We start from the raw sequence: 18,271 nt of genomic DNA, 5'->3' as shown, positions 1-18,271 counted from the left end.
ATGTGAGCTCAATCACTGTAGACCGCCAGCGAGGGCGTTCCCATGGACCTGCACCCGATACCCCACGACAAACGTACCGACGGCCCGCTCGACCCCGCCCGCCGGAGCCTGCTCAAATGCTCGGCCTGGGCCGGCGCCGGCGTTCTCTGGGCGCTGAGCGGCGGGATTCCGCGCGCCTTTGCCCTGGACCAGAACGGCCAACCCACGGACCCAGCCGCGCTGGCCGTGAGTTTTCACTTCGTGCAAATCAGCGATTCGCATATCGGTTTCAACAAGGAAGCCAATCCCGAGCCGGTGAAAACCCTGCAGGTGGCCATAGACAAGGTCATCGCATTGCCCAGGCGGCCATCACTGATCCTCCACACCGGGGATATCACCCACCTCAGCAAGCCCGAGGAGTTCGACACCGCCGCGCAACTGCTCAAGGCGCTGCCCGCGACCGTGCACTATGTACCGGGCGAACACGATACCCTCGACGAGGGTGGCGGCCAGCTCTACCTGCAGCGCTACGGCAAGGGCACCAGGGGCAATGGCTGGTACAGCTTCGATGACCATGGCGTGCACTTCATCGCGCTGGTCAACGTGTTCAACTTCCAGGCCGGCCACGAGGCCAACCTCGGCGCCGACCAGCTCGCCTGGCTGGCCGATGACCTGCGCGCGGTGGCGACCAGCACGCCGATCGTGGTGTTCACCCATATTCCGTTGTGGACCATCTACCAGCCCTGGGGCTGGGGGACCGAGGACGGCGACCAGGCCATTGCCCTGCTGCGCAAATATGGCTCGGTGACCGTGCTCAACGGCCATATCCACCAGGTGATCCAGAAGGTCGAAGGCAATATCACCTTTCACACCGCGCGCGGTACCGCCTACCCGCAACCGGCGCCGGGAGCCGCGCCGTCACCGGGACCGATGACAGTCGCCGCCGACCAGTTGCGCAATTATCTTGGGATCACCGATATCCGCGCGACACAAGGCGCCCACCCGTTGGCGCTGATTGACTCGACACTGATCTGAGGAGAAAAGGCGAATGAAAAGACTTTTGCAGGGGCTGGTCCTGGCGTGCCTGGCGCTCTCGATCCCGGTGTGGGCACAGGAAGTGAAAATCGATATCAAGGAATTCATGTTCGGGCCCAAGGACCTGACCGTCGCGCCCGGCACCAGGGTGACCTGGGTCAACGACGACCAGGTCCCCCATACGGTGGCCGAAACCCACAAGCTGTTCCGCTCGGGCGCTCTGGACACCAACGACAGTTTTTCCTATGAGTTCAAGACGGCGGGCACCTATGAGTACTTCTGTGCCCTGCATCCGCAGATGATTGGCAGGATAATCGTCAGCCCCTGAGGGGGGGAGCCGACGTACTGGCCTGCGCCGTTCGGGGGCTGACGAATGGGCGTCAAACGGGGGCGAAAAAAATCTTTCTGTCATTTGTACTGCTGTATCCTGCCCAGGCTTTTTAAAAGCGCGGATCTACCCAGCGATTTAAAAAACAGACCTTGCGAGGAGCGACGACGATGCACGAGATACCCAACTTCCCCTTCCCAAGCCTGCACGAGACTGAGCAGAAAACCCCGCAACAAGCCAGTGCCCAACAGCCTGAAAAGACCGAGGCCGCAGAAAGCCTCAAGGCCGACAGCAAAGACTGAAACGCCTGGAACGCTGGCCGTGTGAAAAACCGCCCTCGGTGTTTTTCACACAGCCAGACACAGCCATCGCTCCCCGGACCACGACGTGACCGACACTTTCGACGAAACCCAAGCCAGCGTACTGATCGGCACCGCCGAAAAAATGATCGAGCTGTGGAACAACCTCAGCCCGGAAAAACAGGCCGTCCTGCTCGCCCGTTTCGGCAACCAGGAGAATGCCCTGGCCGCCCTGGTCACCACCCGGCTGTTGGCACCCGCCCAATCCTGAGCGCTCACCGCCCGGTATTTTTTTCGATTAGACGCCCTGCAAGCCGCCTCCCGCCGCTATCATAAGCAACCTATCTTTCTTCTTCGCTGTCAGGGTGCCCGTTTTGCCTTCGCCAGAAACCCAGCGTCCCCTCGCGGTCACGCTGCAAGTTGTCTCCATCGTCCTGTTTACCTTTATCGGCTACCTGAACATCGGCATCCCGCTGGCCGTGCTGCCGGGCTATGTCCACAGCGAACTGGGCTTCGGCGCGGTCATCGCCGGGCTGGTGATCAGCGTGCAGTACCTCGCCACCCTGCTCAGTCGCCCTTATGCCAGTCGGGTCATCGATAACCTGGGCAGCAAGCCCGCGGTGATGTACGGCCTGGCCGGTTGCGGCCTGAGCGGAATCTTCATGCTGCTGCCGAGCTTTCTCCACGACTGGCCGACCCTGAGCCTGATCAGCCTGCTTATCGGCCGGCTGATCCTGGGCAGCGCCGAAAGCCTGGTGGGCTCCGGCGCGATTGGTTGGGGCATCGGCCGGGTCGGGGCGCAGAACACCGCCAAGGTGATCTCCTGGAACGGTATCGCCAGCTATGGCGCCCTGGCCGTCGGCGCGCCACTGGGGGTACTGATGGTCAACCAGCTGGGATTGTGGAGCATGGGGGTCAGCATCCTGCTGCTGGCCAGCCTCGGATTGCTGCTGGCATGGCCAAAACAGGCCGCGCCGATCGTTGCCGGCGAACGCCTGCCGTTCCTGCATGTGCTTGGCCGCGTCCTGCCCCACGGCACCGGGCTGGCGCTGGGCTCCATCGGCTTCGGCACCATCGCAACCTTTATCACCCTGTATTACGCCACCCAGCACTGGAGCAACGCCGTCCTCTGCCTGAGCCTGTTCGGCGCCAGCTTTATCGGCGCGCGGCTGCTGTTCGGCAACCTGATCAACCGTCTCGGCGGCTTTCGGGTGGCGATTGCCTGCCTGTCGGTGGAAACCCTCGGCCTGTTGCTGCTATGGCTGGCTCCGGATGCCCATTGGGCCCTGGCCGGTGCGGCGCTGAGCGGCTTCGGCTTCTCGCTGGTCTTCCCGGCGCTGGGGGTCGAGGCGGTCAACCTGGTGCCGGCTTCCAGCCGGGGCGCGGCGGTGGGGGCCTATTCGCTGTTTATCGACCTGTCCCTGGGCATCACCGGGCCGCTGGTGGGCGCGATCGCGTCCGGCTTCGGCTTCGCCTCGATCTTCCTGTTCGCCGCGCTGGCCGCGCTTTGCGGGTTGCTGCTGAGCGTTTATCTCTACCACCAGACACCCAAACAGCGCGCGTTGCGGGACAAGACCTGAATCTGGCCGCCGCTCTCAAGAGCCCCCTGAACCCTGTGGGAGCCGGCTTGCCGGCGATGGCGGTCGGATGATCACTACCTGCCTCAGGGGCCTCTTCGCTGGCAAGCCAGCTCCCACAGGCTGGCCGAATCTAGAAATCGACCTTGCCGCGCCCGGCCTTGATCGCGCCGCGCTGGTTCTTGGTCTCCAGCCGGCGCTTCTTCGAACCCAGTGTCGGCTTGGTCGGACGACGCTTCTTCTCGACCCTGGTCGCCGCCAGGATCAACTCCACCAGGCGCTCCAGGGCGTCCGCGCGGTTCTGCTCCTGGGTCCGGTACTGCTGGGCCTTGATCACGATCACCCCGTCACCGGTGATGCGACTGTCACGCAAGGCCAGCAGGCGCTCCTTGTAGAACGGCGGCAGGGACGAGGCCGGAATATCGAAGCGCAGGTGCACTGCGCTGGACACCTTGTTGACGTTCTGCCCGCCGGCGCCCTGGGCACGGATGGCCGTCAGCTCGATCTCGGCATCCGGCAGGTGCACGTTGTTGGAAATCACCAGCATGGGAAAATGCGTCCGACGTCAGGGCGTTCAGGATACCGAAATAACAAACCCGGCACAGGGCCGGGTTCGCTGGATACGACAATGACCTACTTCAGCGACGGTTCTGCCGCCAGCAAGGCCTGCCGGGCGCTACGCTTGTTCTTGATGCCGTAGCAGACCCACATGAACGCCACCCACACCGGAATCGCGTACACCGAGATCTGGATACCCGGGATCATCAGCATGATGCCGAGGATGAACACCACGAACGCCAGGCAGACATAGTTGCCGTAGGGATACCAGAGCGCCTTGAACAACGGCGTCTGCCGCGTGCGGTTCATGTGCTGGCGGAACTTGAAGTGCGAGTAGCTGATCATCGCCCAGTTGATCACCAGGGTCGCGACCACCAGCGACATCAGCAACTCCAGGGCATGCTGCGGGATCAGGTAGTTCATCACCACAGCCACGAAGGTCACCAGCGCCGAAGCGAGGATCGAACGCACCGGCACGCCGCGCTTGTCGATCCGTGCCAGCATCTTCGGCGCATCGCCCTGCTCGGCCATGCCCAGCAGCATGCGGCTGTTGCAGTAGGTGCCGCTGTTGTACACCGAGAGCGCCGCGGTCAGGACCACGAAGTTGAGGATATGCGCGGCGGTGTTGCTGCCCAGCATCGAGAACACCTGGACGAACGGGCTGCCGCTGTAGGCATCGCCGGAAGCGTTCAGGGTGGTCAGCAGGCTGTCCCACGGCGTCAGCGACAACAGCACGACCAGTGCGCCGATATAGAAAATCAGGATCCGGTAGATCACCTGGTTGATGGCCTTGGGAATCACGGTTTTCGGCTTGTCGGCCTCTGCCGCGGTAAAGCCGAGCATCTCCAGGCCGCCAAAGGAAAACATGATGATCGCCATGGCCATGACCAGGCCACTGACGCCATTGGGGAAGAACCCGCCGTGCTCCCACAGGTTGCTCACCGAGGCTTGCGGGCCGCCGTGGCCACTGACCAGCAGATAGCTGCCGAGGGCGATCATGCCGACGATGGCCACCACCTTGATGATTGCGAACCAGAACTCCGCTTCACCGAAGACCTTGACGTTGGCCAGGTTGATCAGGTTGATCAACACGAAGAAAGCCGCCGCCGAGACCCAGGTCGGGACGTCCGGCCACCAGTAGTGGATGTACTTGCCGACCGCGGTCAGCTCCGACATGCCCACCAGGATGTACAGGATCCAGCAGTTCCAGCCCGACAGGAAGCCGGCGAAGCCGCCCCAGTACTTGTGGGCGAAGTGGCTGAAGGAACCGGCCACCGGCTCCTCGACGATCATCTCGCCCAGTTGGCGCATGATCATGAAGGCAATGAAGCCACAGATGGCGTAGCCGAGGATCATCGACGGGCCGGCGGATTTCAGCACCCCGGCGGAACCGAGGAACAGGCCCGTGCCGATGGCACCGCCGAGGGCGATCAATTGGATATGGCGATTTTTCAGGCCGCGTTTCAGCTCGCCCGAAGGGGGGATGGATCCACTCATTACAAAGGGTCTCACGCAAGGTTTGATGAGGTTCGTGGGGCGTCGAGGTATCAGCGATAGGTGATAGACGAAACCGGAGAGACACACACCAGGCCACGGCATGGACGCCAGGCATTCGGAGGGCAGCAGTTGCGGGAAATAGTACGGGTCATGCGTCACCTGTTTGTTTTTATCTGTGACGAAATCGAACCCATCACGCTTGTGGCGCGATGGAGTGAACAAGGCGGATAGCCTTGAGTGTATTGGCCTTCGGGGCATCGCAAGGCAGCCACCGGACAGCACAAAATGCGTGGATACGCAGTTGGGTCACAGTTAAAACGCCGCGCATTGTACACCGCCAGGCCAGCACCGGCAGGCATGGGCGCATCACACCGCGACCGGTGTCGGGGAACAAGGGGGCAGACCGGAGGAAAAAGCCCGGTCGCCCGGACGCTCGGCAACTATTCCTTACGGGGCGCCGGAACGGCTGATTCCAGGGGGTTCGACTGACAAATGCGTCAGTATTGCCTGACACGCCGTAACGAAATTTTTCCACCCAGGCCCGCCAGGAAAGTTGCCGGCAAATTGACGAATGGTGGCTCCCGCCGTCGCTGATTCCTCGTTTGCCCCCTCCAGAGGCGCAAGCGTCCAGGCAAAAAAAAACGCCAATCCGATGATTGGCGTTTTTTATTCCAGCGAGGCGCCGGGCGCTTATTCAGGCTTGCGCCGCCCGAACCCTGGACGCTGACCGGAACCGGCCGGGGCGCCACGGCGCTTGCCCGACGGGGCGTCCTTGTCCACCAGGCTGATGCCAGGACGCTTGGACTTCGGTGCCGGCTTGGCCGGACGCTTGCTGTCCACCGGACGATCCGCCACCGGTGTCCCGCGCGACTCGCCACGGCCTGCCGAACGCGGAGCACGGGGTGCACGCTCACCATCCTGGCGAGGGGCCGGCTTGCGGGCCGGACGTTCGCCTTCGATCTGCGGCTCGCGCGAAGTGCGCTCGGCGCCAGCCGCCGCACCGTTGGCCGGACGCAAGGTGCGCACACGCTCGGTCTTGCCCATCGGACGCGAGGATTTGCGCTGCATCCGCTCCAGCTTGTCCTTGCTCTTGGCGTTCAGTTGCGGCATCGCCACCGGTGTCAGGCCGACCTCGGCACTGAGGATATCGACCTCGTACTGGGTCATTTCACGCCAGCGGCCCATCGGCAGGTCGGAATTCAGGAACACCGGGCCGAAACGCACACGCTTGAGGCGGCTGACCACCAGGCCCTGGGATTCCCACAGACGACGGACTTCGCGGTTGCGACCTTCCATCACCACGCAGTGGTACCAGTGGTTGAAGCCTTCGCCACCCGGCGCCTGCTGGATGTCGGTGAACTTCGCCGGGCCATCCTCGAGGACCACACCGGCCTTGAGCCGCTCGATCATCTCGTCATCGACTTCGCCACGCACACGCACCGCGTATTCACGGTCCATCTCGTAGGACGGGTGCATCAGGCGGTTGGCCAGTTCACCGTCGGTGGTGAACATCAGCAGGCCGGTGGTATTGATGTCCAGGCGACCGATATTGATCCAGCGGCCTTCTTTCGGACGCGGCAGCTTGTCGAACACGGTCGGGCGCCCTTCCGGGTCGTCACGGGTGCAGATTTCGCCGTCGGGCTTGTTGTACATGATCACGCGGCGAACCGATTCGGCCGCTTCTTCGCGCTTGATGACCTTGCCATCAATGGTGATGGCGTCGTGCAGGTCGACACGCTGGCCAAGGGTGGCATCTTTGCCATTGACCTTGATCCGGCCTTTGCTGATCCAGCCTTCCACGTCGCGGCGCGAGCCGACGCCGATACGGGCGAGGACCTTCTGCAGTTTTTCGCCTGCTGGGCCGATTTCCTGGCTGTCTTTCTGATCGTTGTCACTCATCTGGGCACCTCCCGGTGTGTCGATTCAGGCCTGGCCTGAAGAGATAAAAAACCTGTTCTGGACGATGGGATCGTCGAAGGGTCGCGAATCATACGCGGATCCGCGGCTTCGCGCATCACAGAGTAGCAGTTTGTCGGCGCACCCCGTCGCGGCAATCAGTCTTCCCACTGGCGCCGTTCGTTCTCGATGGCTTCGGCCAGGGCCTGGGCTTCCGCCTCCTCGTCACTCAACCCGGGCCGGGCGGCGGCGTCCAGTGCGGCGACGGCGGCCAGCAGGCGCTCGCGGGCTTCGGCGGCACCGACCAGATCCTCCTCCGGCTCATCGGGCAGTTCGTCGGAATCCTGCTCGGGCTGCGGTTCATCGAGCGTCTCGACGGCCTGCGCTTCCTCGCCCTCGCCAGGCAGCTCCAGGCCGGGTTCTTCCTGGAACTCCCCGCTCGGCAGCGGGCTATCGCCATCCCTGAGCAAGTCGTCGAAGTCGGTCTTGATGCCTTCCTCCATCGAGTCCAGTTCCAGCAGCAGGGTATGGAAGCTGGTTTCTTCCTTCGGCTCCTCCACCGCCTCCGGATCGGCGCTGGCGTCGGCCAGGGCCTGCAGGCTTTCGGGCACCGGCGCATCCTCGAAGTCGAGCACCGGGTCCGGCTCCAGTTCGCGCAGTTCCGCCAGTGGCGGCAGGTCGTCGAGATTCTTCAGGTTGAAGTGGTCGAGAAAGGCCTTGGTGGTCGCGAACATCGCCGGTTTGCCCGGCACCTCGCGATAACCGACCACCCGGATCCATTCGCGCTCCAGCAGGGTCTTGACGATCTGGCTGTTGACCGCCACCCCGCGCACGTCCTCGATCTCGCCCCGGGTAATCGGCTGGCGATAGGCGATCAGCGCCAGGGTTTCCAGCATCGCCCGGGAATAACGCTGCGGGCGTTCTTCCCACAGCCGGCCGACCCAGGGCGAGAACTTCTCGCGAATCTGCAGGCGATAGCCGGAAGCCACCTCCTTGAGTTCGAAGGCGCGGCCATCGCAGGACTTGGCGAGCAGCGTCAGGGCTTTCTTGAAGACCGGCGGCTCGGGACGCTCGGCTTCCTCGAACAGCTCGTACAGACGCTCCAGGGATTGCGGCTTTCCCGAGGCCAGCAGAAAGGCTTCGAGCAGCGGAGCCAGCTCGCGGGGTTCAGTCAGGTTCATTGATTCGCTCGTTATTCGGCTCGGGCCCGCACATGGATCGCCCCGAAGGGCTCATTCTGCACCAGTTCGACCAGGGATTCCTTGACCAGCTCGAGGATCGCCATGAAGGTCACCACCACGCCGAGCTTGCCTTCCTCGGCGGTGAACAGCTCGACAAACGGCACAAAACCGCCGCCCTTGAGCCGGTCGAGCACATCGCTCATGCGCTCGCGGGTCGACAGTTGCTCACGGCTGACCTGATGGCTTTCGAACATGTCGCCACGACGCAGCACCTCGGCCATGGACAGCAGGACCTCTTCCAGACTGACGTCCGGCAGCAATTTGCGCGCCCGCGCTTCCGGGGCGTCCAGCTTGGGCACGACGACGTCGCGGCCCACCCGGCTCAATTCATCGATGCCTTCGGCCGCCGCCTTGAACCGCTCATATTCCTGCAGGCGACGGATCAGTTCGGCACGCGGGTCGTCCTCTTCCTCCTCGACCTCGGCCGAACGCGGCAGCAGCATGCGCGACTTGATCTCGGCGAGCATGGCCGCCATCACCAGGTATTCGGCCGCCAGTTCCAGGCGCACCGACTGCATCAGCTCGACATAGCCCATGTACTGGCGGGTGATTTCCGCCACCGGGATGTCGAGGATATTGATGTTCTGCTTGCGGATCAGGTACAGCAGCAAGTCCAGCGGGCCTTCGAAGGCCTCGAGGAAGACCTCCAGGGCATCCGGCGGAATATACAGGTCCAGCGGCATTTCCATGACCGCCTGGCCATAGACCATGGCAAAGGGCAGTTCCTGCTGCGCTCCGGCCTGGCTGTCGACCGTTTCAACAGCGGACATTCAGGCCTCGACCATGAAGGGAGCCGGATCGCCGCAACCGACCCGCACCACTTCCGGCTCGCCATCGGCCAGATTGATCACGGTGGACGCCTTGATCCCGCCGAAGCCGCCATCGATGATCAGGTCGACCTGATGTTCGAGCAACTGGCGGATCTCGTAGGGATCGATCATCGGATCGCTGTCGCCGGGCATGATCAGACTCACGCTCATCAGCGGCTCGCCCAGTTCGGCCAACAGCGCCAGGGCAATCGGATGACTGGGGATACGCAGGCCGATGGTGCGTTTTTTCGCGTGCAGCAGCAGCCGCGGCACTTCCCGGGTCGCATTCAGGATAAAGGTGTAGGGCCCTGGCGTATGAGCCTTGAGCAGGCGGAACAGGCCGGTGTCGACCTTGGCGAACAGGCCCAGTTGCGACAGGTCGGCACAGATCAGCGCAAAGTTGTGCTTGTCATCCAGTTGCCGCAACCGCCGCACACGCTCGACCGCATTCTTGTCGCCGATCTGGCAGCCGATGGCATAGGACGAATCGGTCGGATAGATCACGACCCCACCCTTGCGAATGATTTCCACCGCCTGCTTGATCAGGCGCGCCTGCGGGTTTTCCGGATGAATCTGGAAAAATTGACTCACATTTTCTACCTGTTCAGACGCATGCGGTTGTTGGCTGGTCATATTTGAACCGACACCAGAGCGGCGGCAGATCTTCGGGAAGCGGGCGGTACTCACCGATCTCGGACCAGCCTCCAGGGCCATGAAAATCGCTGCCGGCACTGACCAGCAGCCCGAACTCACGGGCCAGGATCGCCAGGCTGCCGACCTGCTCGGCCGGCTGGTGCCCGTTGACCACTTCAAGTGCCTGGCCTCCCGCTTGAATATAGTCGGCAATCAGCTTGCGGCGCTTGCTGCGGGTGAAATCGTAGTGCCAGGGGTGCGCCAGGCTGACCCAGGCGCCGGCCGCGCGCAAGGTGCCGACGGTGTCCTCCAGGGTCGGCCAGTGCAGCTTGACATCCCCCAGCTTGCCGGCCCCCAGCCACTTGCGAAAAGCCTCGGCCCGGTCCTTGACGAAGCCCTCGCGGACCAGGAAGTCGGCGAAATGCGGGCGCGCCGGCGCATTGCCGCTGTCGCCCAGCTCCTGCTGGATCGCCCGCGCGCCGTCCAGCGCACCGGGCATGCCCTTGAGGGCGAGCTTGCGGCTGATTTCCTCGGAGCGCAGCCAGCGTCCCTCGTGCAGCCTGGCGATGGCCTCGACCAGCGCCGGCGCATTGACATCAAAGCCGTACCCCAGCACGTGGATGGTCGCGCCGCCCCAGGTGCAGGACAACTCGACGCCATTGACCAGCCGCATGCCCAGCGCATCCGCCGCGGCCCGGGCCTCGGCAAGGCCCTCCAGGGTGTCATGGTCGGTCAGGGCCAGGACTCGCACGCCTTTCTCGTGCGCACGGGCAACCAGGACCGCGGGCGCGAGGGCGCCGTCGGAAGCCGTGCTATGGCAGTGCAGGTCGATTTCCACGGGAACTGAATAACCTCTAGGTGGCGCTTTCGCTGGCAAGTATGTTTGTTATTATGCCGCTACATCCTGCTTCTGGCTGCCACTGTGAAACAATTCATCGATTTCATCCCGCTGTTCCTGTTTTTCATCGTCTATAAAATCGAACCCCGCATCATCGACATCGCCGGCAACAATGTGACGGTCGGTGGCATCTACAGCGCCACGGCGGTGCTGATCATCAGTTCCCTGGTGGTCTACGGCGCCCTGTTCGTCAAGCAACGCAAGCTGGAGAAAAGCCAGTGGCTGACGCTGGTCGCCTGCCTGGTGTTCGGCAGCCTGACCCTGGCCTTCCACAGTGAAACCTTCCTCAAGTGGAAGGCACCGGTGGTCAACTGGCTGTTCGCCCTGGCCTTTGCCGGCAGCCATTTCATCGGCGACCGCCTGCTGATCAAGCGCATCATGGGGCATGCCCTGAACCTGCCGGACCCGGTCTGGACGCGCCTGAACGTCGCCTGGATCGTGTTCTTCCTGTTCTGTGGCGCGGCCAACCTGTTCGTCGCGTTCACCTTCCAGCAGTACTGGGTGGACTTCAAGGTATTCGGCAGCCTGGGCATGACCCTGCTGTTCCTGATCGGCCAGGGTATCTACCTGTCCCGCCATCTGCACGACGCCGATCCCACCACGCCAAAAACCGAGGACTGACATGCTCTACGCAATCATTGCCACCGACGTCGAGAACTCCCTGGAAAAACGCCTGGCGGCACGTCCGGCGCATATCGAGCGGCTGCAACAGCTCAATGCCGAGGGCCGGGTGATCCTCGCCGGACCGCATCCGGCCATCGACAGCAACGACCCTGGCGCCGCCGGCTTCACCGGCAGCCTGATCGTCGCCGAGTTCGAGTCCCTGGCAGCCGCACAGGCCTGGGCCGAGGCCGATCCGTTCGTCGCCGCCGGCGTCTACGGCCACGTCCTGGTCAAGCCATTCCGCCAATCAATGCCCTGAGCCGGCGCCGGCGCGATGCCCCGCCAGGGATCATCGCGCAGGCAATCGCTCATTATTCTCGTTCGACAGCCGACAACGTTCTGAATACCGATTGGAATCAGGAGTTTCCGATGCGTAAAGGTCCGTTGTGTCTGCTGTGCGTCATGTTATCGATCGGGGCAATCGCCCAGGCTGAAGAAAGCGGCACGGGCAATTCCACGCCCCTGTCCCTGAGCGCCGGAAGCCAGATCACCGATTTGCAGCAACGCCTGAAAGAAAGCGAGCGACAGCGCGAAGAACTGAGCAAGCAGCTGGCCAGCGCCGACGCCGAGCGTGAAAGCGCCCAGCTCAGCCGGTTGCGTCAGGAGAACCAACGCCTCAAGCTGCAACTCAAAGAGGCACAGGCCAACCCTGTTCCCCGCCTGCTGACCGACCAGCAGCAATGGTTTGTCACCGGAGGGGGAGTTGCACTCCTGGCCCTGCTCTGCGGTATCTTCGCCAGTGGCGGGCGCAGACAGCGCCGGCAATGGTTGAATTGAGAGCGCCATCGGGCGATCTGTTATCGAGAACTTCATGAGCGACCTGTTACTGATAGACGATGACCAGGAGCTGTGCGAGCTCCTGACCAGTTGGCTGAGCCAGGAAGGCTTTCAGGTACGTGCCTGCCACGATGGCCTCAGCGCCCGCAAGGCCCTGGCCGACAGCGCCCCGGCGGCGGTGGTGCTGGACGTGATGCTGCCCGACGGCAGCGGCCTCGAGCTGCTCAAGCAGTTGCGCAGCGATCACCCGGAACTGCCGGTGGTGATGCTCTCGGCCCGCGGCGAACCCCTGGACCGTATCCTCGGCCTCGAACTGGGCGCCGACGACTACCTGGCCAAGCCCTGCGACCCTCGGGAACTGACCGCCCGCCTGCGCGCGGTGCTGCGCCGCAGCCACCCGACCGCGACGTCGAGCCAGCTGGAACTGGGCGACCTGTGTTTCAGTCCGGTGCGGGGCGTGGTCACCATCGATCAGCAGGACTTCACCCTCACCGTCTCCGAAAGCCGCCTGCTCGAAGCCCTCCTGCAGCAACCCGGCGAACCGCTGGACAAGCAGGAACTGGCGCAGATCGCCCTGGGTCGCAAGCTGACCCTCTACGATCGCAGCCTGGACATGCACGTCAGCAACCTGCGCAAGAAGATCGGCCCGCATCCCGACGGGCGCCCGCGGATCGTCGCGTTGCGCAGCCGCGGTTATTACTACGCACCGTGAGCCAGCGATGATCCTTGATCGCTTCCACGCTCCAGCGTGGGAATGCCTCGCGAGACGCTCTGCGCCCGCTCCATATGACGCGGAGCGTCAAGGGCTGCATGCCCACGCGGAGCGTGGGAACGATCAAAACGGCTTTGTAAGTTCTGCCCAAGCCCCTCTTTACCCAAGCTTTACCCTCCGCTGACCGCCGCTGACCTTGATCTCCTTAATCTGTACTCACCCGGACTGACCGGAACCGAGACAAGGAGAAACACCATGCGCAAGACCCTTATCGCCCTGATGTTCGCTGCAGCCCTGCCAACCGTCGCCATGGCCATGCCTGGCAGCGGTGGCCCGATGGACGGCCCACACCATGGCGGCGGCAATCACTGGCGGGCGCCCTACAGCCAACTGGACCTGACCCCTGACCAGCGCCACGCCATCGGCAAGCTGATGGGTGAACAGATGCGCGATCGCAAGATGCTCGCCGAGAAGTACCTGGCCAAGCTCTCGCCGGCCGACCAGACGGCGTTCAAGAACGAACGGGACGCCGCTCGCCAGAAAACCCAGGGCGAAATCCGCGCGCTGCTCAAGCCTGACCAGCAGAAGACCTTCGACGAGATCCAGAAGAAACACGCCGAACGTCGTGCCGAATGGGCCGAATTCAAGGCCTGGAAAGCACAGCAGCCACAAAAAGCGCAATAATCCGCTTCTACCCCGAGCCCGACGGCCAATGCCGCCGGGCTTTCCCTGTTTGATTGGTTGAGGAATTGCCGTGCGATCACTGTTCTGGCGCATCCTGGCCAGCTTCTGGCTGGCCATTGCCCTTGTCGCGGGATTGTCGATTCTGCTCGGACACATGCTCAACCAGGACGCCTGGATCCTCAGCCGGCATCCGGGCCTGGCGACCCTGGCCGAAGACTGGACCCAGACCTATGAAAACCAGGGCGAAGACGCCGCCCAGGACATCCTGGAACAGCGCAAGAAGCAGTATCACATCGATGTCCAGGTCCTCAACGAAAGCGGCGACCCGGTGGTACGGGGCACCTTCCCTCGTCGCGCCGCGGCCTTCGAGGCCCGCCAGAACAACGATGATCGCCGGTTGCCGTGGCGGCGCCTGACGGTCGAATACACCAGCCCGAAAAGCGGCGATACCTACCTGCTGATCTACCGTATTCCCCACCCGGAGCTGGATGCCTGGCACCGTGAAAGCCTGCTCTGGCCCCTCAGTGCCCTGGGCATCGCCCTGGTGGTGCTAACGCTGTTCAGCCTGCTGGTGACCCTGTCGATCACCCGGCCGCTGAGTCGCCTGCGCGGTGCCGTGCATGACCTCGGCCAGGCCACCTATCAACAGAACAGCCTGGCGAAACTGGCTGCGCGGCGCGATGAGTTCGGCGTGCTGGCCAAGGATTTCAACCTGATGGGCGCCCGCCTGCAAAGCCTGATCGGCAGCCAGCGGCAATTGTTGCGTGATGTCTCCCACGAGCTGCGCTCGCCACTAGCGCGCCTGCGGATCGCCCTGGCCCTGGCCGAACGTTCGAACCCCGAGGAACGTGAACGACTCTGGCCGCGACTGACCCGCGAATGCGATCGCCTGGAAGCGCTGATCAGCGAAATTCTCGCCCTGGCCCGGGTCGATGCCGACCAGGCCAGCGCCGAAGAGGTCGATCTCAATCAGTTGCTGACGGTCCTGCAAAGAGAGGCCGTGCTCGGCTCAACGGAGCAACCGGTGCAACTGGAGGCCGAACAGGCGCTGAGCCTGAGGGGCTGGCCGACCATGATCGAACGGGCACTGGATAACCTGCTGCGCAATGCCCAGCGCTTCAACCCCGAAGGCCAGGCCATCGAAGTCTCGGCGCGGCGCCAGGGCGAACGGATCGAAATCAGCGTCCGCGACCATGGCCCCGGCGTCGAAGCCGAACACCTGGCACAGTTGGGCGAACCGTTCTTCCGCGCTCCCGGCCAGACCGCGGCGGGCCATGGCCTGGGCCTGGCGATTGCGCGCCGGGCAGCGGAACGGCATGGCGGCAGCCTGATGCTGGCGAATCATCCGCAAGGCGGCTTTATCGCCACCCTGGACTTGCCGCTGGAGCCGGGAACAACCAGTTGAACCTTGTCCCTGCGCAAGCGGAATCGAGCGGGAGCCGGCCGGCTCCCACACAAGCCCCGGGATTTCAGGCCGACCAGGCGCTGACAAACTCCGTCAGGTCGACCTTGGGCGCCGGGCGCAATTCGTTCTGCGGCGTGCCCAGGTAGAGAAACGCGATCACTTCCTCGTCGTCGCTCAGGCCCAGGCCCTTGGCCACATGGCGCGAGTAGGACAGTTCGCCGGTGCGCCAGACCGCACCGATGCCCTGGGCGTGCGCCGCCAGCAGGATCGCGTGGGCCGCACAGCCGGCGGCCAGCAGTTGCTCGGACTTCGGCACCTTGAAATGCTCCTGCAAACGCGCGACCACGACCACCACCAGCGGTGCCCGCAACGGCATGCCATGGGCCTTGTCGAGTGCCGCCTGGGTCACTTCGCCACCTTGCTGCTGCACCGCCTCGGCAAGCAATTGCCCCAACTGTTCGCGAGCCGCGCCTTCTACCGTCAGGAACCGCCAGGGCCGCATCTGCCCATGGTCCGGCGCGCGCATGGCGGCCGCGAACAGGACTTCGCGCTGGGCCGCCGTCGGTGCCGGATCCAGCAGGCGCGGTGCGGAAACACGGTTGAGCAAATTGTCGAGAGCCTCCATCGGCCACCTCCTCGGGAAAATGTGCGGCTATTCTAGCCACATCCGTAGCGGCCCTGGCGGTTTACATGGACAGGCCCGCAGGTAGAATGACGCCCTTCCCCTGCCCCGAGCTTATTTCATGGCGTTGCCGACCCTGCGCATCATCGGTTTCATCATCGGCATCTTCCTGATTACCCTGGCTATCAGCATGGTCGTGCCCATGCTGACCCTGGTGATTTTCGAACGCACCAGCGACCTGCCGTCGTTTCTCTGGGCCAGCACCATCACCTTTATCGCCGGCCTGGCCCTGGTGATCCCGGGTCGCCCGGAACAGGTGCACTTGCGCCCCCGGGATATGTACCTGCTGACCGTCTCCAGCTGGGTGGTGGTGTGCATTTTCGCCGCCCTGCCCTTTCTGCTGACCCTGCACACCAGCTACGCCGACGCCTTCTTCGAAAGCATGTCGGGCATCACCGCCACCGGCTCGACAGTGCTCAGCGGCCTGGACAACATGTCCCCCGGCATCCTGATCTGGCGCTCGCTGCTGCACTGGCTGGGGGGCATCGGCTTTATCGGCATGGCGGTGGCGATCCTGCCGCTGCTGCGAATCGGCGGCATGCGCCTGTTCCAGACCGAGTCCTCGGACCGTTCGGAGAAAGTCATGCCGCGCTCGCACATGGTGGCGCGCCTGATCGTGACCGCCTATGTCGGCATCACCATCCTCGGCAGCCTGGCCTTCTGGTGGGCCGGCATGAACCTGTTCGATGCGATCAACCATTCGATGTCGGCGATTTCCACCGGTGGCTTCTCGACCTCCGACCAGTCCCTGGCCAAGTGGCATCAGCCGGCGGTGCACTGGGTGGCGGTGGTGGTGATGATTCTGGGCAGCCTGCCGTTCACCCTCTACGTCGCGACCCTGCGCGGGCACCGCAAGGCACTGATCAAGGACCAGCAGGTCCAGGGGTTGCTGGGGCTTCTATTGGTGACGTGGCTGGTACTGGGCACCTGGTACTGGTGGACCACCGACCTGCACTGGCTCGATGCCCTGCGCCACGTGGCGCTGAACGTGACCTCGGTGGTCACCACCACCGGCTTTGCCCTGGGCGACTACAGCCTGTGGGGCAATTTCTCGCTGATGCTGTTTTTCTACCTGGGTTTTATCGGCGGGTGTTCAGGTTCGACGGCGGGCGGGATCAAGATCTTCCGTTTCCAGGTCGCCTATATCCTGCTCAAGGCCAACCTCAACCAGTTGATCCATCCGCGGGCGGTGATCAAGCAGAAGTACAACGGTCACCGGCTCGACGAGGAAATCGTCCGCTCGATCCTGACCTTTTCGTTCTTCTTCGCCATCACCATCTGCGCGATTGCCCTGGCCCTGTCGTTGCTCGGCCTGGACTGGATGACCGCCCTGACCGGCGCCGCCAGCACCGTGTCCGGCGTAGGCCCCGGCCTGGGCGAAGTGATCGGCCCCTCGGGCAACTTCGCCAGCCTGCCGGACGGGGCCAAGTGGATCCTGTCCCTGGGCATGCTGCTGGGCCGGCTGGAGATCATCACAGTGTTCGTGCTGTGTATTCCGGCATTCTGGCGTCACTGACCGTCGCCACCGTCCCCAGCAGGCGCGCCCGGTACTCGCCGGGCGTCACTTCGAACCAGCGGCGGAACGCGCGGAAAAAGTTGCTCGGATCGGCAAAGCCCAGCAGATAGGCGATTTCCAGCAGGGTCATGCGCGGCTGCGCCAGGTACTGCTCGGCCAGTTCGCGACGGGTGTCGTCGAGCAGGGTCTGGAAGCTCGTGCCCTCCTCCTGCAAGCGCCGCTGCAGGGTCCGCTGCGACAGGTGCAAAGTCTGCGCGACCATCTCGCGCTTGGGCTCGCCCTGGGGCAGCAACCGACACAAGACCTGGCGCGCCTTGTGGGTCACCCGGCTCTCGGAAAAGCGCGCCAGGTATTCGCCAGCGAAGCGATCATGCAACAGGGCCATCGCCTCATTGGCGGTGGGTAACGGTGCTTCCATATCGGCTTTCTCGAAAATCAGCGCGTCGTAGGGCGCGTTGAACACCAGCGGCGCATGAAACACTTCTTTGTAGGGTCCGATGTCTTCCGGCTGGGAGCCCTGGACCAGGACCTTGCGCGGCTGCAACGTACGCCCGGTCAGCCAGCCGCACAAGGCCAGGGCGCAAGCCAGCGATGCCTCGGCGCTCTGCCGGGTCGGCGGCAGGTGATCGCCATGCACGGTGAGGATCAGCGCATAGCCCTCGGGCAGCAGGCGAAAGCTCAGGTCCGCGCTTTCGGCAATGATCCGCTGGTAGCGCACCAGGCGCATGAAACCTTCGGCCAGGGTCTGGCTGGACATCAACGCATAACCGGCCACATGAAAAGACGCCGGACGCACCACCTTGCCCATGTTCAAGCCGATCGCCGGGTTGCCGGACAGTTCCACCGCACGCTGCCAGAGCCGCGTCATGGAGTCCTGGGGGAAGCGCGCGTCAGGGTCATCCAGCGCGGCATAATCGAGCCCGAGCTGCTTGAAAAGGGCACGGCAATCCAGACCGTCCATCTCCAGCGCTTTGACAATCCCCATCGCCCAGCTTGCAGAAGTCGTTCTTTCGCTCATGGCCTTTTCTTACATGGTAAGCCGCATATTACGACTGATGGCCTAAGGATACTAAAGTGGCGCC

Annotated in this window: 21 protein-coding genes; 12 read left to right on the top strand and 9 right to left on the bottom strand. The window is 63.5% G+C overall.

All coding sequences use genetic code 11. The features are described from left to right. Nucleotides 1–42 precede the first annotated feature (42 nt). The 5 genes from ACL9RJ_RS27425 to ACL9RJ_RS27405 all read left to right on the top strand — a co-directional run bounded on the left by ACL9RJ_RS27425 (nucleotide 43) and on the right by ACL9RJ_RS27405 (nucleotide 3,221). Complete coding sequence (locus ACL9RJ_RS27425; RefSeq protein ID WP_017124470.1) at nucleotides 43–1,014, top strand: metallophosphoesterase family protein; 972 nt, start codon at nucleotides 43–45, stop codon at nucleotides 1,012–1,014. Between the two features lie 13 nt (nucleotides 1,015–1,027). Then, on the top strand, nucleotides 1,028–1,342 hold the full coding sequence (locus ACL9RJ_RS27420; protein WP_042934633.1) for a cupredoxin domain-containing protein: 315 nt from the start codon (nucleotides 1,028–1,030) through the stop codon (nucleotides 1,340–1,342). A 170-nt stretch (nucleotides 1,343–1,512) separates the two neighbouring features. Next, nucleotides 1,513–1,644 carry a hypothetical protein gene (locus tag ACL9RJ_RS27415; RefSeq protein ID WP_017124472.1) on the top strand — a complete coding sequence of 44 codons (132 nt, stop codon included), beginning with the start codon at nucleotides 1,513–1,515 and terminating at the stop codon, nucleotides 1,642–1,644. Nucleotides 1,645–1,729: 85 nt separating this feature from the next. Further along, complete coding sequence (locus tag ACL9RJ_RS27410) at nucleotides 1,730–1,912, top strand: hypothetical protein (protein ID WP_017124473.1); 183 nt, start codon at nucleotides 1,730–1,732, stop codon at nucleotides 1,910–1,912. 103 nt (nucleotides 1,913–2,015) lie between these two features. Further along, nucleotides 2,016–3,221 carry an MFS transporter gene (locus tag ACL9RJ_RS27405; RefSeq protein WP_177119694.1) on the top strand — a complete coding sequence of 402 codons (1,206 nt, stop codon included), beginning with the start codon at nucleotides 2,016–2,018 and terminating at the stop codon, nucleotides 3,219–3,221. Between the two features lie 130 nt (nucleotides 3,222–3,351). On the opposite strand, the gene arfB is transcribed toward ACL9RJ_RS27405, so the two are convergent. The 7 genes from arfB to ACL9RJ_RS27370 all read right to left on the bottom strand — a co-directional run bounded on the left by arfB (nucleotide 3,352) and on the right by ACL9RJ_RS27370 (nucleotide 10,690). Beyond that, entirely contained in the window at nucleotides 3,352–3,765 is a 414-nt protein-coding gene (arfB, locus tag ACL9RJ_RS27400; RefSeq protein WP_017124475.1) for an alternative ribosome rescue aminoacyl-tRNA hydrolase ArfB, read from the bottom strand. An 86-nt stretch (nucleotides 3,766–3,851) separates the two neighbouring features. Further along, nucleotides 3,852–5,273: an amino acid permease gene (locus ACL9RJ_RS27395; protein ID WP_017124476.1), complete on the bottom strand. Its 1,422-nt coding sequence runs from the start codon at nucleotides 5,271–5,273 to the stop codon at nucleotides 3,852–3,854. Between the two features lie 690 nt (nucleotides 5,274–5,963). Next, complete coding sequence (gene rluB, locus ACL9RJ_RS27390; protein WP_103032648.1) at nucleotides 5,964–7,172, bottom strand: 23S rRNA pseudouridine(2605) synthase RluB; 1,209 nt, start codon at nucleotides 7,170–7,172, stop codon at nucleotides 5,964–5,966. A 155-nt stretch (nucleotides 7,173–7,327) separates the two neighbouring features. Beyond that, on the bottom strand, nucleotides 7,328–8,350 hold the full coding sequence (gene scpB, locus ACL9RJ_RS27385; RefSeq protein WP_017124478.1) for an SMC-Scp complex subunit ScpB: 1,023 nt from the start codon (nucleotides 8,348–8,350) through the stop codon (nucleotides 7,328–7,330). 11 nt (nucleotides 8,351–8,361) lie between these two features. After that, nucleotides 8,362–9,060 (bottom strand): segregation and condensation protein A, encoded by a 699-nt coding sequence (locus ACL9RJ_RS27380; protein WP_177060501.1) that lies wholly within the window; start codon nucleotides 9,058–9,060, stop codon nucleotides 8,362–8,364. Between the two features lie 120 nt (nucleotides 9,061–9,180). Further along, entirely contained in the window at nucleotides 9,181–9,810 is a 630-nt protein-coding gene (locus tag ACL9RJ_RS27375; RefSeq protein WP_017124480.1) for an L-threonylcarbamoyladenylate synthase, read from the bottom strand. Between the two features lie 13 nt (nucleotides 9,811–9,823). Beyond that, complete coding sequence (locus tag ACL9RJ_RS27370) at nucleotides 9,824–10,690, bottom strand: PHP domain-containing protein (RefSeq protein WP_017124481.1); 867 nt, start codon at nucleotides 10,688–10,690, stop codon at nucleotides 9,824–9,826. A gap of 84 nt (nucleotides 10,691–10,774) precedes the next feature. Here ACL9RJ_RS27370 and ACL9RJ_RS27365 point away from each other — a divergent pair, with 84 nt between their 5' ends. From ACL9RJ_RS27365 to ACL9RJ_RS27340, 6 genes are all read left to right on the top strand, one after another. Then, on the top strand, nucleotides 10,775–11,371 hold the full coding sequence (locus ACL9RJ_RS27365; protein WP_177088537.1) for a septation protein A: 597 nt from the start codon (nucleotides 10,775–10,777) through the stop codon (nucleotides 11,369–11,371). Between the two features lies 1 nt (nucleotide 11,372). Then, a complete protein-coding gene (locus ACL9RJ_RS27360) occupies nucleotides 11,373–11,672 on the top strand; it encodes a YciI family protein (protein ID WP_017124483.1) in 300 nt (99 codons plus the stop codon). Between the two features lie 110 nt (nucleotides 11,673–11,782). Beyond that, nucleotides 11,783–12,190 carry a translation initiation factor 2 gene (locus ACL9RJ_RS27355; protein ID WP_017124484.1) on the top strand — a complete coding sequence of 136 codons (408 nt, stop codon included), beginning with the start codon at nucleotides 11,783–11,785 and terminating at the stop codon, nucleotides 12,188–12,190. Nucleotides 12,191–12,224: 34 nt separating this feature from the next. Next, the gene (locus ACL9RJ_RS27350; protein WP_017124485.1) at nucleotides 12,225–12,902 is read left to right on the top strand and encodes a response regulator transcription factor; all 678 of its coding nucleotides are present in this window, start codon (nucleotides 12,225–12,227) and stop codon (nucleotides 12,900–12,902) included. A gap of 255 nt (nucleotides 12,903–13,157) precedes the next feature. Next, on the top strand, nucleotides 13,158–13,586 hold the full coding sequence (locus tag ACL9RJ_RS27345) for a Spy/CpxP family protein refolding chaperone (RefSeq protein ID WP_103032647.1): 429 nt from the start codon (nucleotides 13,158–13,160) through the stop codon (nucleotides 13,584–13,586). A gap of 70 nt (nucleotides 13,587–13,656) precedes the next feature. Continuing rightward, nucleotides 13,657–14,991, top strand: a complete 1,335-nt coding sequence (locus ACL9RJ_RS27340; protein ID WP_212809975.1) for a sensor histidine kinase — start codon at nucleotides 13,657–13,659, stop codon at nucleotides 14,989–14,991. 64 nt (nucleotides 14,992–15,055) lie between these two features. Here ACL9RJ_RS27340 and ACL9RJ_RS27335 read toward each other — a convergent pair whose 3' ends face one another. After that, the gene (locus ACL9RJ_RS27335) at nucleotides 15,056–15,616 is read right to left on the bottom strand and encodes an NAD(P)H nitroreductase (protein WP_212809976.1); all 561 of its coding nucleotides are present in this window, start codon (nucleotides 15,614–15,616) and stop codon (nucleotides 15,056–15,058) included. A 118-nt stretch (nucleotides 15,617–15,734) separates the two neighbouring features. Here ACL9RJ_RS27335 and ACL9RJ_RS27330 point away from each other — a divergent pair, with 118 nt between their 5' ends. Next, nucleotides 15,735–17,189 (top strand): TrkH family potassium uptake protein, encoded by a 1,455-nt coding sequence (locus ACL9RJ_RS27330; RefSeq protein ID WP_177088544.1) that lies wholly within the window; start codon nucleotides 15,735–15,737, stop codon nucleotides 17,187–17,189. Here ACL9RJ_RS27330 and ACL9RJ_RS27325 read toward each other — a convergent pair. Next, nucleotides 17,146–18,207, bottom strand: coding sequence for an AraC family transcriptional regulator (locus ACL9RJ_RS27325; protein WP_083875275.1), 1,062 nt, complete (start codon nucleotides 18,205–18,207; stop codon nucleotides 17,146–17,148). The genes ACL9RJ_RS27330 and ACL9RJ_RS27325 overlap by 44 nt on opposite strands. Nucleotides 18,208–18,271 lie beyond the last annotated feature (64 nt).

This window comes from Pseudomonas sp. Mn2068 (assembly GCF_049319725.1).
In the GTDB taxonomy this organism is placed as follows: Bacteria; Pseudomonadota; Gammaproteobacteria; order Pseudomonadales; family Pseudomonadaceae; genus Aquipseudomonas; species Aquipseudomonas gingeri.
The sequence above is the reverse complement of the archived record's forward strand: the minus strand, read 5'-3'. Positions and strand labels throughout refer to the sequence as shown.